Raw genomic sequence first — 13,485 nt, 5'->3', positions numbered from 1 at the left:
CTACTTTGCAAGCGCAGCATCACGGACCCGCCTCCGCGACCCTCCCGGTCCGGGCTGTGCCGGACCGTCGCGGAGACCTATATGAAGTCCATGTTCACCTACGACCTCATGGAAAGCGCGCGCAACACCAACCAGTGGCTGGGCGCCACGGCGCGGGCCTGGGGGTCCTATCCGGCGCTCGCGGCGAGCGGCAACCCGCTGGTGGACTGGATCAAGGCCTGGGGCGAGGTGACGGAGCGGACCTTCGCGCGCATGGTGGTCAAGCCGGACTGGGGCATCTCGGCCGTCACGGGCGACGACGGGCGCGACCATACGGTGCGGGTGGAGACGCTGATCCGCAAGCCCTTCGGGGATCTCGTGCATTTCCGCGTGCCGGGACGGTTTCCGCGGTCGCGGCGCGTGCTGCTGATCGCGCCGATGTCGGGGCACTATGCGACGCTGCTGCGCAAGACGGTGATCTCGCTCCTGCCGGATTGCGAGGTGTTCATCACCGACTGGCGCAACGCGCGGGACATTCCGGTGTCGGAGGGCACCTTCGACATCGAGGACTACACGCTCTATCTGGCCGAGTTCATGCGGCATCTGGGCCCCGACCTGCACGTGATGGCGGTCTGCCAGCCCGCGCCGCTCGCGCTGGAGGCCACGGCGCTGCTGGCCACGGAGGACGAGGAGGCGCAGCCGCGGTCGCTGATCCTGGTGGGCGGGCCGATCGACCCGGACGCGAACCCGACCGAGGTCACGGATTTCGGGCGGCGCGTGACCATGGGGGTGCTGGAGCAGACGATGATCCAGCAGGTCGGCTTCAAGTACCGCGGCGTGGGGCGGATGGTCTATCCGGGCCTCCTGCAGCTCGCGTCCTTCATGAGCATGAATGCGCAGACCCACAGCCGGAGCTTCATCGACCAGATGTTCCGCGTGGCCAAGGGGGAGGCGAGCGACCACGACAAGCACAACGCCTTCTACGACGAATACCTGGCCGTGATGGACATGACGGCCGAGTTCTACCTCTCGACCGTGGAGCGGATCTTCAAGGGGCGCGAGGTGGCGCGCAACGCCTTCACCGTGAGGGGGCGGCGGGTCGATCTGGGGCGGATCACGCGGACGGCGGTGATGGTGGTCGAGGGCGAGAAGGACGACATCAGCGCGCCGGGGCAATGCCTGGCCGCGCTGGACCTGCTGACCGGCCTGCCCCCGTCGCGCAAGGCCGCGCATCTGGAGCCGGGCGCGGGCCATTACGGGATCTTCGCCGGCAGGTCGTGGCGGGACAACATCCGGCCCCTGGTCCTGCGCTTCTTCGACGACAACGCGGCCGAGAGCCCGCGGCGGCCCCGCGCCGTCGCCTCGCTCATGCCGCGGGTGGCGGGGGCGACGGCCTCGGACTGACGCCCAGCGCGCGCCCGGCCCAGTCGAGCGCGCCGGCCAGCAGCGGCGCAGTTCCCGCGGGGCACATCCCGTCGCCGGCCAGCACGTGGGCGGCAGGGTCGCAGCCCGGCAGGGGCCGCAGGCGCAGCCGCTCGGCCGGGCCGCCCCAGCGGGCCATGGCCGAGGCGGCGGCGGCAGGGTCCACGACCGCATCCTCGTCGGCATAGGCGAAAAGGGCGGGCAGGCGCAGGCGGCCGAGATCGGCGCCGTCGAGGGCGCGCAGCGCCGCCCCCATCGTGACGAGCGCCGAGGAGGGATAGCGCGCGGTCCAGATCAGCGCCTGGGCAGGGGTCATGTCGGCCACGCGCTCGCGCCCCACGACGAGGGGGCCCCAGATCCGCGCGAGCGGCGCGTCGAGCAGGCGGCGCGCGCGCGGGTCGCGCAGGCCGAAATTGGGCGACACGAGGAGGGCCGCGGCGGCCTCCTCGCCCCGGAGGAGGGCGTCCACGAGAAGCGTCGCGCCGGTCGAGCAGCCCACGGCGAGGGTGCGGGTGCCGGCCGCGCGGGCGATGCGGAAGCCGCGGGCCACGTCGGCGCGCCAGTGCCGGAGCCGCGCACGCGCCATCGCCGCGCCGTCCTGTCCGTGCCCGGTCAGGCGCACGAACATGGCGTTGGCGCCGAGCGCCCCGGCCAGACGCTCGGGGAAGGGGGACAGCTCGCGCGGGCTCGCCGAGAAGCCGTGGACGAAGAGGACGCACCAGTCCGTGCGCGCGCCGGGCCTGTCGCCCCAGTCGAGGCGGGCGGCGGCGCCGGGGCGCAGCGCGGGGGCGCGCGCCTCGAGCGCGACGAGCCAGTCGGGGATGTCGGCGAGGGGCGGCAGGGGCGCGGTCACGTCACGACACCTCCTCGACCGCCGCGCCGATGAGCCGGAGGCAGCGGGGGGTGGAGAAGCGGTGGTCCGCGTCCTTGACGAGCGTGAGGCGGATGTCGGGGCCGGTGGCGTGATCGAGCAGGCGCAGGGCGGTGGCGGAGGGCACGTCGCGGTCGGCCGTGCCCTGGAGCATCCGCACGGGCATGGGCAGGTGGAGGGGCGAGCGGAGCACGAGGTGGCGGCGGCCGTCCTCGACAAGGGCGCGCGTGATGACGAGGGGAGCGCCGTATTCGGACGGGATCTCGAGGCGGCCCCGTTCCTCGAGGGCGCGGCGCTGGTCGGGGGTGGCGGCGTCCCAGTAATGGTCCTCGGTGAAGTCGGGGGCGGCGGCGATCGTGACGAGGCCCGCCACGTCCCCCGGCCGGGCCCGCGCGAGCAGCAGCGCGATCCAGCCGCCCATGGAGGAGCCGACAAGGATCGCGGGGCGCGGCAGCAGGTCGAGCACGGCCCCGGCATCCTCGGCCCAGGCGCCGATCGTGCCGTCCTCCCACCGGCCGGGAGAGGCGCCGTGGGCGGAATAGTCGAAGCGGCAGAAGGCGCGGCCCTGCCCGGCGGCCCAGTCGTGGAGCCACGCCGCCTTGGTTCCCGTCATGTCCGAGGCGAAGCCGCCGAGAAACAGCACCGCGGGTCCCCTGCCCGCCTGCCGGCGGAGCGCGAGGGTGCGGCCCTGAGGGGTGGTGATCGTCTCCATCGGGTGTCTCCGGCCTCTGGCGCAGGGACCCTGCCCCGAGGCTTGACCCCGGCGCAAGCGGGCGCGACAACGCGGCGCCGCCGGGCGCGCGGCCGCGCCCGCGAGGAGTCCGGGCGTCCCGCCGCGCATGCGGCGTCTCCGGGCGCGGGTGCGCGCCCCTCACAACCGGGCGCAACCGTGGGCGCCGAACCGACGAGGAGCCGGACCATGACCGAGACCGCCGACACCCTGACCGGGACCGTGCGCCTGACCCTGCCCGACGGGGCCGTGCGCGAGGTGCCGCGGGGCACGAGCGCGGCCGAGGTGGCGCGCGCGATCTCGCCCTCGCTGGCCAAGGCGGCGGTATCGGCGCGGCTGGACGGGGTGCACTGGGACCTGCAATGGCCGATCGAGCGCGACGGCGCGCTGGAGATCCGCACGCTGAAGGACCCCGAGGGGCTGGAGCTGATCCGCCACGACCTGGCGCATGTGATGGCCAAGGCGGTTCAGCGGCTGTGGCCGGAGACCAAGGTGACGATCGGTCCCGTGACCGAGACGGGCTGGTTCTACGACTTCGACCGGGCCGAGCCCTTCACGCCCGACGATCTGGGCGCGATCGAGGCCGAGATGCGCCGCATCATCGCCGCGCGCGAGCCCGTGCGCACGGAGGTCTGGGACCGCGCCCGCGCCCTGGCCCATTACGAGGCGGCGGGAGAGCCCTTCAAGGTGGAGCTGATCGGGCGCATCCCCGAAGGCGAGCCCATCCGCCTCTACTGGCACGGGGAGTGGATGGACCTGTGCCGCGGCCCCCATCTGGCGCATACCGGGCAGCTTCCGGCGGATGCGTTCAAGCTGATGGGGGTGTCGGGCGCCTACTGGTTCGGGGATGTCACGCGCCCGCAGCTTCAGCGCATCAGCGGAGTGGCGTTCCGCACGCGCGACGAGCTGAAGGCGCATCTGGCCATGCTGGAGGAGGCCGCCCGGCGCGACCATCGCCGGATCGGCCGCGAGATGGAGCTGTTCCACCTCCAGGAGGAGGCGCCGGGGATGGTGTTCTGGCACCCGAACGGCTGGACGGTCTATCGCACGCTGCAGGACTACATGGGCCGCCGCCAGCGTGCCCACGGCTATCGCGAGATCCGCACGCCGCAGGTGGTGGACCGCGTGCTGTGGGAGCGGTCGGGCCACTGGGAGGCCTATCGCGAGAACATGTTCATCGTGGAGGTGGACGAGGAGGGCGCGCGCGAGAAGCGCGTCAACGCGCTCAAGCCGATGAACTGCCCCTGCCACGTGCAGGTCTACAACCAGGGCATCAAGAGCTATCGCGACCTGCCGCTGCGGCTCGCGGAGTTCGGGTCGTGCCACCGCTACGAATCCTCGGGCTCGATGCACGGGCTGATGCGGGTGCGGGGATTCGTGCAGGACGACGCGCACATCTTCTGCACCGAGGACCAGATCGAGGCCGAGACGGGGCGGTTCCTGCGGATGCTGACGGAGGTGTACCGCGACCTCGGCTTTGAGCGGTTCCGCATCCGGCTGTCCACGCGGCCGGAGGTGCGCGTGGGCTCGGACGCGGTGTGGGACAAGGCGGAGGCGGCGCTGGAGGGCGCGATCCGGGCGGCGGGGCGGGAGTTCGATCTGAACCCCGGCGACGGGGCGTTCTACGGGCCCAAGCTGGACTTCACGCTGACGGACGCGATCGGGCGCGAGTGGCAATGCGGCACGTTGCAGGCCGATTTCAACCTGCCCGAGCGGCTGGGGGCGGAATATGTGGGCGAGGACGGGCAGAAGCACCGGCCCGTGATGCTGCACCGGGCGATCCTGGGTTCGTTCGAGCGGTTCATCGGCATCCTGATCGAGAACCATGCCGGCCGCCTGCCCTTCTGGCTGGCGCCGCGGCAGGTGGTGGTGGCGTCCATCGTGTCGGGGGCGGACACCTATGTGGCGGAGGTGACGGAGCGGCTGGCGGCGGCCGGTCTGCGGGCCGAGGCGGACACGCGCAACGAGAAGATCAACTACAAGGTGCGCGAGCATTCCGTCGGCAAGGTCCCGGTGATCCTGGCGCTGGGCATGCGCGAGGTGGAAGGGCGCACCGTCTCGCTGCGGCGGCTGGGGCAGGAGGGCAGCGAGGTCCTGGCGCTGGAAGAGGCGGTGGCGCGGCTCTCCGCCGACGCGGTGCCGCCCGACCTGCGCCGCTGAGAACCGAGGGAACGAAGCCGCGAGTCAGGCGTTGAGCCGGCAACCCGCGCCGAGGGGGTGCGGGCGGACGGAAGGACGCCATGACCGCCAGATACGACGAGCCGCGCCCCCCCGGGGTCGCGGGCGACGAGTTGCGACCGCTCGACACCCGTGAGGGTCGCATCGCCGAGGACCGCCTCGCGCTTGTCGAGGAACGCCCCGTCATCGAACGCCGCGTGGTCGATCGCGGCGGCATCCGCATCCGGACCCACACCGAATCGCGCGAGGAGACCCTGCGGGTCCCGCTCGAGGATACGGCGGTGGAGATGGAGCGCGTGCCCATCGAGCGCGTCGTGGAGACCATGGAAGCCCCCCGCGAGGAGGGCGACGTCACGATCATCCCGATCTACGAGGAGCGGCTGATCTACGAGACCAAGCTGGTCCTCGTGGAGGAGGTCCGCATCCGCCGGCTCACCCGCCGGCACGAGGTCGAGGTCCCCGTCACGCTCCGCCGCCAGGTGGCGGATGTGGAGCGTCTGCCCCCCGAAACGCCCACCACCCCGTCCGAGTGAGGAGCACCCGATGGACACGACCTATTCCGGCAGCCGCACGCTGACTGCCATGTTCGACTCCGCCGCCGAGGCCGAGCGCGCCGTGGCGCGCCTGCGGCAGGCCGGCGTCGCCGAAAGCGCGATCCGCTATACCCCCGGCTATTCGCACGAGGGCGGCACCCGCTGGGATTACAGCGATCCCGCCTATCGCGACGATCCGCGCTATCGCGAGACGCACAAGGGTTTCTGGGAATCGCTGGGCGACTTCTTCTTTCCCGAGGAGGACCGCTACACCTATGCCGAGGGCCTTTCGCGCGGGTCGCACATGGTGGCGGTGACGGGCTACGACCCCGTCATGGAGGACACCATCATCGACATCCTGGATGACGAGGGCTCGGTCGATCTCGACTCCCGCGAGAGCGAATGGCGCTCCTCGGGCTGGGGCTACGAGCATTCCGACTATTACCGCGGCGACAGCGCCCGGGCGGGGATGTCGGCGGCCGCCGTCGGCGTCGATCTGGGCGCGCGTGGGATCGAGGATCAGGACCGCGGCACCATCTACGACGACGGGATGCGCGGCCAGACCCAGATGGCGGCCGACATGGGCCGCCGCGACATGGGCCGGCACGAGCGCGCGCCCGGCGAGACGGTCGAGGTGGTCGAGGAGCAGCTCGCCGTCGGCAAGCGTGCCCGCGAAGGCGGCCGCGTGCGCGTGCGCTCCTATGTCCGGGAGGAACCCGTCTCCGCCGAGGTGGACCTGCGCTCGACCCGCGTCTATGTGGAGCGCCGCCCGGTGGACCGCCCGGCGGAAGCCGCCGACTTCCGCGACGGCGAGCGCGTGATCGAGGCGCGCGAATACGAGGAGGAGGCCGTCGTCTCCAAGGAGGCGCGCGTGGTCGAGGAGATCGCGCTGCGCGAGGAGAGCGAGGTCCGCCACGAGACCGTCACCGACACGGTGCGCAAGACCGAGGTGGAGATCGAGGACGACCGGACGGGCGAGACGACCCGCCTGAGCGGCGAGCGCGATCGCTACTGACCGTTTTGCAGGCAGGAAGGGCCCGGGTGCCGGCAGGGTGCCCGGGCCTTTCCGCTGTCCCCGGCGGACCTGTGCACTTTGTCGTTCGGCCGGCGTTGCCCGTCTCGGCAGGCGGGCTAGCTGAACCCGCGAGCCGCGGGGGCGGCCGGCGCGAAGGATGGAGACGGGCGATGCCGAAGGGCACCGTGAAATGGTTCAACACGACGAAGGGCTATGGCTTTATCGCCCCCGATGACGGCGGCAAGGACGTGTTCGTCCATATCAGCGCCGTGGAACAGGCCGGCATGACGGGCCTGGCCGACAACCAGAAGGTCGAATTCGATCTCATCACCGGACGCGACGGGCGGATGATGGCGGGAAACCTGCGCCGGTCCGACTGACGCGATCTCAAGCCGACGGCCGGTCGGCGGCCCCTGTCTGCGGCGCGAGGGCAAGGCCGGGGTGCCTCGCGGCGGCAGATCGGGCTCGCCGGTTCGCAGCGCCCCGGTCCAGCACGAAGAGCCGCCAGGCGGGCGAGCGGGGGTCGAGGCCCGCCGGCTGGGCTCCCAGCTTCTCGAGGACCCGCGCCGAGGCGGGGTTGTCGGCGTGGACCCGGGCGACGATCCGCCCCAGCCCCGGATGCGTCCGCCACATCCGGGCCACGAACAGGGGTACGGCCTCGGAGGCGATGGCGCGGTTCCAGAAGGCGCGGCCGATCCAGTAGCCGAGTTCGCCCAGACCGGCGTCCGTGCCCGCCATGAAGGCGAGCCGGACCTGCCCGACGGGCCGGCCGTCGAGCAGGATCGCCCGGACCGTGTGGTGCGGGCCGTCGTTCGAGACCGCGATCAGCGCCAGGGCGTCGCGATCCGTCAGCGGGTCCGGATAGGGCTCGGGCAGGTGGCGCCAGACGGCCGGATCGTCGAGCAGCTCGCGGAACAGCGGGACATCCGCGCTGCGCCAGGGCCGGAAGCCGATGCGCCGCGCGCCGCCCGCACGGGGCGGAGCGGTGGCCGGGGGCACCAGATCGTCGGCCAGGGCGGCAGGCACCCAGCCGGTCTGGGCCGCATCGAAGGCAAGTTCGACCCCTTGGGCCCGGGCCAGCGCGATCTCTCCCCCGTCGAGCGGTCCCTCGGACCGGCGGCGGCGGGCCGCCCAGCTTTCTCCGCGCATGGCCATGGTCCTGTCCCCCTCTCCCCCGTCCCAAGGTGGCCACGGGGAGCGGCGAGGCAAGGGGGGCCTGCCCGAAGGGACAGGTCGGCGCGCCTCATCCGCGCCGCTGCATCCGCCAGCGGAAGAGCCACAGGAGCATGGCGACAAGGGGAGTCGCGTTGGCCTCGCCGCTGTCCACGAGGGCGATCGCCGTCTCGAAGGGCAGCAGGTGCAGGCGCAGGTCCTCGTTCTCCTCCAGAAGGCCGCCGCGCGTCGCGTGGTCGTCCGGCAGGTCGCAGGGCGCGAGAAAGGCGAAGAAGTGGTCCGTGGCATTGCCGGGACTGGCATAGCCCGCGAACATCGGCACCAGATGCTCCACCCGAAGGCCGGCTTCCTCGGCCGTTTCGCGGCGGGCGGCTTCCTCCGGCGTCTCGCCTGCATCGACCAGCCCCGCCACCGGCTCGAGCGTCCAGGGCTGGGGGTCGCCCCGCCGGGCCGGACCGCAGCGGAACTGTTCCACCAGAAGGACCCGGTCGCGCGCCTCGTCGTAGGGCAGGACCAGAGCGGCGTCGGCGCCCTGGAACACCTCGCGCAGCAGGCCCTCGGCGCGGGTGCCGTCGAAACGGCGGTGGGCGACGTCCAGACCGACCATCTTGAAGAAGTCGCCCACGGGGGGACGGTTGGGCCGCAGATCCCAGTCGCCGGGGGCGGCGCGGTGGCGGATCGTGGCGGGGGCACCCCGCGCCCGCAGGCGGGCCGCGGCGCGATGGGCCATCATCGGCCATTGCCGGACCAGCGATCCGGCGGCGAGCGGCGGGTCGTGCGCGGCGATCTCGGCGGCGATCAGCAGCGCGGCCTCGCCCGCCTCGCGGCACCAGGTCTCGAGCGACCAGGCTTCGGGGGCGACGGACAGGCCCTCGGGCGGGAAATAGGCTTCGGCCTCGACGGTTGCCCGGTCGGTCTGCACGCGGACCGGCCGGGGCAGGTAGCCGAAGGGCACCTCGAACAGGTCGAGCGCGTCGCGCGCCTCGGGCGGCAGGCCGGTCCAGAGGGTGCCCTCGGCCGTCTCGCCCGGAGCGGGGACGAGGGCCGGCCAGGGACCGTCCGCCTGCCGCCGCACGGCATGGTCCGGCAGGCGCGCCGGTTCCGCCCGGGCGCCGCCGAGGTCCCGCGCCAGGGTCTCGAGCAGCGGCCGATGCCGCAGGGTTCCATAGACGAAGAGAGGCTTCACCGGAAATGACGCCCGCACCAGGCGGTGACGAGTCCCGCCGCCGCGCCGCCGGCCAGCAGCACCCCGACCGTCTGGGGCGAGCCGAGCCGCGCCCCCTGCTCGACGAGCAGGCCGAACACGGCGACCACGGCCTCCATCGGGCCGTCATAGAACTTGCGCAGCGACTGGCGGATCATCTCTGCAAAGCTGTGAAGGAACAGCGAGACAAAGGCCACGGCCACGGCGGTGGTGAGCCCGTGGCCGATCCCGCTGGTCCAGCCGGTGCCGGCGCGCGCACCCGCCATCCGCCATCCGAGCACGAGGCCCACGGCCGCGTTGATCTCGGCAAAGCGGCCGGGATCGGCGCCTTCGGGCCAGAGCGGAAAGGTCAGCCGCGAGACGATCCAGGCCAGGGCGGCAAAGAGCAGCGCGGCGGCGAGCTTGGCGGCGGTGGGCATGGCCCCTCCTGCGGCACGGGTCGGCCGCACTCTCCGGCGGCGGGCGGAGCGGTGCAAGCGCGGCCGCTCACGAGAGGCGGGGGGCGTGGCGCGGCGGCCAGACCCGGCGTCAGGCGCCCTGCCCCGCCCGGACCTGCCCCTCGCGCCAGCGGGCGAAGTCGGCCAGCGCCCGGCGGCGCCCCTCGGCCGCGTCCACGACCGGGCGCGGGGGCGGATCGGCGGGCGACAGGCCCCAGCGGCGCGGCACGCAGTCGAAGAAGGCGAGCGCGGTCGGGGGCGGGTCGGCCTGCCCCTCGGCCAGCCAGCGGCGGCGATAGGCGCCGTCGGGGTCGTGCTCGCGCGCCTGCGCCTCGGGGGAGAAGACGCGGAAGAAGGGGGCGGCGTCGGGGCCTGAGCCCGCGACCCATTGCCAGTTGACGGCGTTGTTGGCGGGGTCCCAGTCCGTCAGGCAGTCGGCGAAGACGGCCTGGCCATGGCGGGGATGCAGGCCCATCGTCTTGACCAGCACCGAGGCCGTGAGCATGCGCATCCGGTTGTGCATCCGCCCCGTCACCCACATCTGCCGCATCCCCGCATCGGCCAGTGCGAGGCCCGTTCGCCCCTGCCGCCAGGCGAGGAGCAGGCGGGCGTCGTCGCGCCACGGGAAGGTCTCCCATCCGGGGCGGAAGGGCTCGGACTCGATGTGGGGGAAGTGGAACAGGAGGTGGTGGCAGAACTCCCGCCAGGCGATCTCGCGCCGGAACGCCTCGGCCCCCCCGGCGGCGCCCCGCCCGGCCCCGAGGCCCGCGCGGTGCCAGACCTCGCGCGCGGAGATCTCGCCCCAAGCGAGGTGCTCGGAGAGGCCGGAGGAGCCCTGGCCCGAGAGGTCGTTGCGGCCCCTGGCGTAGCCTGCAAGGGCGGCCTCGGCGAAGGCGCCGAGGCGGTCGCGGGCGGCGTCTTCGCCGGGGTGCTGATGGGCGGCGACGATAGGCTCGGCGCGGTTCATGGCGGCGCCGAGGTGCCACGCGGCCAAATCGTCGGAGGCGGGCCAGCGGTCCGGCGCGGGCAGGCGGGAGGGGGCGGGAAGCGGCTCGCCCGGGTCGCGGGCGGCGACCGCGCGCTGGAAGGGGGCATAGAGGCGGAAGGGCGTGCCCTGGGCGGTGGCGACGGCCTCGGGCTCGTGCAGGAGGTGGCCGGGGCGGGCGCGCAGGTCGAGCGCGCCGAGGGCCGCGCGGACCTCGGCCTCGAGGCGGCGCGAGAGGGGGTCGTGGAGGCGCGTCCACCAGACGGCGCCGGCGCCCGTCTCGCGCACGAGCGCGGCGAGGGCGTCGGCGGCAGGGCCCGCGCGCAGGATCAGGCGGCTGCCCCGCGCCCCGAGCGCGGCGGCGAGGCGGGCGACCGAGAGGCCCCAGCGCAGACGGGCCGCGGCGCCGATGCCGTCCACCCCTTCGTCCCGCAGCGCCACGGGGATGACGGGGCGCCCCGTCGCGGCGGCCTCGTGCAGGGCGGGGTGGTCCGACAGGCGCAGGTCGCGCCGGAACCAGACGATGACGGGAGAGCGGTCCATGCGCCGCCTACGGCCGCACCGGGCGGGCGGATCACGCGGGCCGCTCGCAGCGGGGGCGCCTAGCGGGGCAGGACAGCGTCGAGCGCGCGGATGAGGCGGTCGATCTCCTCCTCGGTGGTGTAGTGGGTGAAGGAGAGGCGCAGCACGCCCTTGGCCGGGTCGATGCCGAGCGCCCGCAGCGCGCGGACGGCGTAGAAGTCGCCGCCTCCGGCCATGATCCCGTGGGGGGCGAGAGCGCGGGCGGCCTCCTCGGCCGGGCCGGGGAGTTCGAGCGCGACGGTGGGGGCGCGGCAGGCCGGGTCGGCGGGGCCCAGAAGGCGGACGGCGTTGCGCCCTGCGAGCGCCTCGAGCAGGGGGGCGAGAAGCGACACCTCGCGGCCGCGCATCAGGTCGTGGGCGTGGCGCGCGGCGCCCGCGCCCGAGGCGGGGCCGCCGTGGCGGGCCGACAGCGCCTCGAGATAGTCGGCGATGCCGGCGCAGGCGGCGATCTGGGCGTGGTCGGGCCCCGCGGGGGTGAAGCGCTTGGGGAGCGAGTCTCCGTTGAAGAAGTGCCCCTGGTTGGGCAGCTCCCACCCCCATTCGGCGCGGATCGCCATGAGGCCCTGGTGCGGCCCGTAGGTCTTGTAGGCCGAGAAGAGATAGGCGTCGCAGCCGAGCGCGCCCACGTCCGGCAGGCCGTGGGGGGCGTAGCTGACCCCGTCCACGACCGTGCGCGCCCCCGCCGCGCGGGCCATCGCGCAGATGCGCGGAACGTCGTGGATCTCGGCCACCACGTTCGAGCAGTGGGTGAAGGCCACGACGCGCACCCGTCCGTCGGCGAGAAGGGGGGCGAGCGCGTCGGGATCGAGATGCCCCGTCGCGGGGTCCATGCGCCATTCGCGGATCTCGGCCCCGTCCTCGGCCAGGCGGCGCCAGGCGCCCTGATTGGCCTCGTGGTCCTGGTCGGTGACCACGATCGCGTCGCCGGGGCGCAGCGTGCGGCGGACGGCCGAGGCGAGCACATAGGTGTTGGCCGAGGTGGAGGGGCCGAATGACAGCTCCTCGGGTGCGATGCCGAGCAGGGCCGACAGGCGGGCGCGCGCCTCGTCCATCTCCTCGCCGGCGAGGCGCGAGGCCTCGTAGGGGGCGTAGGGCTGGACCTTGCGCTCGGTGTAGAAGCGGGTGAGGCGGTCCACCACCGCCCGGCAGGGATAGGAGCCGCCGGCATTCTCGAAGAAGGCCTGACCCTGCAGGGCGGGCACGGAGAAGGCGGGGAACTGGGCACGCACCCAGGCGGTGTCGAGCGGGGTCATGGTGGGGGGTCCGGGGCTTCAGGTCTGGGGAAGGTCCACGACGACGCGGCCGCGCACCTGTCCGGCGAGGATCTGCCGGCCCAGGGCGGGCACGTCGTCGAGCGTGGCGGACACGGTCATGGCGGCGAGGCGGTCGCGGTCGAGGTCGCGCGCGAGGCGGGCCCAGGCGGCCTCTCGCCGGGGGATGGGGGCCATGACCGAATCGATGCCGAGAAGGCTCACCCCGCGCAGCAGGAACGGGATGACGGTCGCAGGCAGGGCCGCGCCGCCCGCGAGCCCCACGGCGGCGGCGCAGGCGCCGTAGCGCAGCTGCGCGAGGACGCGGGCGAGCATGGCGCCGCCCACGGCGTCGATGCAGCCGGCCCAGGTCTCGGATTCGAGGGGCTTCGCCGGCGCGGCGGACAGGTCGGCGCGGGGGACGATGCGGGCGGCGCCGAGGCTGCGCAGATAATCCTCGTGCTCGGGGCGGCCGGTGACGGCGACGGCCTCGTGCCCCGCGGCGGCCAGGAGGGCGAGCGCGACGGAGCCCACGCCCCCCGAGGCGCCGGTGACGAGGACCGGCCCCTGACCGGGCGCGAGACCCTCCTCCTCGAGCCGCAGCAGCGCGAGCGCGGCGGTCAGCCCGGCGGTGCCGATCGCCATCGTCTCGCGCAGGGTGAGCCCCTCGGGGCGGCGGACGAGCCAGGCGCCCCGCACGCGGGCGCGGGTGGCGTAGCCGCCCCAGCGCGTCTCGCCCACGCGCCAGCCGGTCAGCACGACCTCGTCGCCGGGGCGCCAGGCGGGGTCGTCTGAGGCCTCGACCACGCCCGCGAAGTCGATGCCCGCCACATGGGGCCAGTCGCGCACGAGCCCCCCTTGCCCCGCGAGGCAGAGCCCGTCCTTGTAGTTCACCGTGCTGTGGCGGACGGCCACCGTGACGTCGCCCGCGGGCAGGCGGTCGTCGGAGAGGTGCGTGACGGCGGAGCGGGTGCGGCCGTCCTCGCGGTCGGTCAGAAGGGCGGTGAACATGGGCGCCTCCGGGAGGGGGGTCATCCTTGGGTGACAGCCGCGGGCGCGCGCCGCAAGGGGGACCGACGGGCGCGGGGGGGAACGGCGGGGGGGCCGGGGGGGTTGGGTCCGTGAA

At 74.0% G+C, this 13,485-nt stretch carries 13 protein-coding genes; 5 read left to right on the top strand and 8 right to left on the bottom strand.

The annotated features are described in order from the left end of the window. Positions 1–81: 81 nt before the first annotated feature. The gene (phaZ, locus tag GT358_RS05490; protein ID WP_166581562.1) at positions 82–1,383 is read left to right on the top strand and encodes a polyhydroxyalkanoate depolymerase; all 1,302 of its coding nucleotides are present in this window, start codon (positions 82–84) and stop codon (positions 1,381–1,383) included. On the opposite strand, the gene GT358_RS05485 is transcribed toward phaZ, so the two are convergent. Further along, the gene (locus tag GT358_RS05485; protein WP_166581561.1) at positions 1,346–2,254 is read right to left on the bottom strand and encodes a serine aminopeptidase domain-containing protein; all 909 of its coding nucleotides are present in this window, start codon (positions 2,252–2,254) and stop codon (positions 1,346–1,348) included. The two genes, phaZ and GT358_RS05485, sit on opposite strands and share 38 nt — an antisense overlap. Before the next feature lies 1 nt (position 2,255). Beyond that, positions 2,256–2,984 (bottom strand): carboxylesterase, encoded by a 729-nt coding sequence (locus GT358_RS05480; RefSeq protein ID WP_166581560.1) that lies wholly within the window; start codon positions 2,982–2,984, stop codon positions 2,256–2,258. Between the two features lie 207 nt (positions 2,985–3,191). Here GT358_RS05480 and thrS point away from each other — a divergent pair, with 207 nt between their 5' ends. From thrS to GT358_RS05460, 4 genes are all read left to right on the top strand, one after another. Further along, on the top strand, positions 3,192–5,162 hold the full coding sequence (thrS, locus tag GT358_RS05475; protein WP_166581559.1) for a threonine--tRNA ligase: 1,971 nt from the start codon (positions 3,192–3,194) through the stop codon (positions 5,160–5,162). Positions 5,163–5,242: 80 nt separating this feature from the next. Then, a complete protein-coding gene (locus GT358_RS05470) occupies positions 5,243–5,713 on the top strand; it encodes a YsnF/AvaK domain-containing protein (RefSeq protein WP_166581558.1) in 471 nt (156 codons plus the stop codon). Positions 5,714–5,723: 10 nt separating this feature from the next. After that, positions 5,724–6,728, top strand: a complete 1,005-nt coding sequence (locus GT358_RS05465; protein WP_166581557.1) for a YsnF/AvaK domain-containing protein — start codon at positions 5,724–5,726, stop codon at positions 6,726–6,728. A gap of 170 nt (positions 6,729–6,898) precedes the next feature. After that, positions 6,899–7,108 (top strand): cold-shock protein, encoded by a 210-nt coding sequence (locus GT358_RS05460; protein WP_166581556.1) that lies wholly within the window; start codon positions 6,899–6,901, stop codon positions 7,106–7,108. A gap of 7 nt (positions 7,109–7,115) precedes the next feature. Here GT358_RS05460 and GT358_RS05455 read toward each other — a convergent pair whose 3' ends face one another. From GT358_RS05455 to GT358_RS05430, 6 genes are all read right to left on the bottom strand, one after another. After that, positions 7,116–7,883: a GNAT family N-acetyltransferase gene (locus GT358_RS05455; protein WP_166581555.1), complete on the bottom strand. Its 768-nt coding sequence runs from the start codon at positions 7,881–7,883 to the stop codon at positions 7,116–7,118. An 88-nt stretch (positions 7,884–7,971) separates the two neighbouring features. Next, positions 7,972–9,087: an NUDIX domain-containing protein gene (locus GT358_RS05450; RefSeq protein WP_166581554.1), complete on the bottom strand. Its 1,116-nt coding sequence runs from the start codon at positions 9,085–9,087 to the stop codon at positions 7,972–7,974. Further along, positions 9,084–9,524, bottom strand: coding sequence for a TrgA family protein (locus GT358_RS05445; RefSeq protein ID WP_166581553.1), 441 nt, complete (start codon positions 9,522–9,524; stop codon positions 9,084–9,086). The genes GT358_RS05450 and GT358_RS05445 overlap by 4 nt, the downstream gene beginning before the upstream one ends. 109 nt (positions 9,525–9,633) lie before the next feature. Next, the gene (locus tag GT358_RS05440; RefSeq protein ID WP_166581552.1) at positions 9,634–11,070 is read right to left on the bottom strand and encodes a deoxyribodipyrimidine photo-lyase; all 1,437 of its coding nucleotides are present in this window, start codon (positions 11,068–11,070) and stop codon (positions 9,634–9,636) included. A 59-nt stretch (positions 11,071–11,129) separates the two neighbouring features. Then, a complete protein-coding gene (locus GT358_RS05435) occupies positions 11,130–12,362 on the bottom strand; it encodes an aminotransferase class V-fold PLP-dependent enzyme (protein WP_166581551.1) in 1,233 nt (410 codons plus the stop codon). Between the two features lie 18 nt (positions 12,363–12,380). Further along, entirely contained in the window at positions 12,381–13,370 is a 990-nt protein-coding gene (locus GT358_RS05430) for an MDR family oxidoreductase (protein ID WP_166581550.1), read from the bottom strand. Positions 13,371–13,485: the final 115 nt, after the last annotated feature.

It is taken from the genome of Rubellimicrobium sp. CFH 75288 (assembly GCF_009904055.1).
Lineage (GTDB): Bacteria > Pseudomonadota > Alphaproteobacteria > Rhodobacterales > Rhodobacteraceae > Rubellimicrobium.
This window is presented reverse-complemented; position numbering and strand designations above follow the sequence as displayed.

Bases quoted from the DNA above. Each gene is read 5' to 3' on its own strand.
- phaZ (WP_166581562.1), top strand. From the start codon at position 82: ATGAAGTCCATGTTCACCTACGACCTCATGGAAAGCGCGCGCAACACC.
- GT358_RS05480 (WP_166581560.1), bottom strand. From the start codon at position 2,984: ATGGAGACGATCACCACCCCTCAGGGCCGCACCCTCGCGCTCCGCCGG.
- thrS (WP_166581559.1), top strand. From the start codon at position 3,192: ATGACCGAGACCGCCGACACCCTGACCGGGACCGTGCGCCTGACCCTG.
- GT358_RS05470 (WP_166581558.1), top strand. From the start codon at position 5,243: ATGACCGCCAGATACGACGAGCCGCGCCCCCCCGGGGTCGCGGGCGAC.
- GT358_RS05465 (WP_166581557.1), top strand. From the start codon at position 5,724: ATGGACACGACCTATTCCGGCAGCCGCACGCTGACTGCCATGTTCGAC.
- GT358_RS05460 (WP_166581556.1), top strand. From the start codon at position 6,899: ATGCCGAAGGGCACCGTGAAATGGTTCAACACGACGAAGGGCTATGGC.
- GT358_RS05455 (WP_166581555.1), bottom strand. From the start codon at position 7,883: ATGGCCATGCGCGGAGAAAGCTGGGCGGCCCGCCGCCGCCGGTCCGAG.
- GT358_RS05445 (WP_166581553.1), bottom strand. From the start codon at position 9,524: ATGCCCACCGCCGCCAAGCTCGCCGCCGCGCTGCTCTTTGCCGCCCTG.
- GT358_RS05440 (WP_166581552.1), bottom strand. From the start codon at position 11,070: ATGGACCGCTCTCCCGTCATCGTCTGGTTCCGGCGCGACCTGCGCCTG.
- GT358_RS05435 (WP_166581551.1), bottom strand. From the start codon at position 12,362: ATGACCCCGCTCGACACCGCCTGGGTGCGTGCCCAGTTCCCCGCCTTC.
- GT358_RS05430 (WP_166581550.1), bottom strand. From the start codon at position 13,370: ATGTTCACCGCCCTTCTGACCGACCGCGAGGACGGCCGCACCCGCTCC.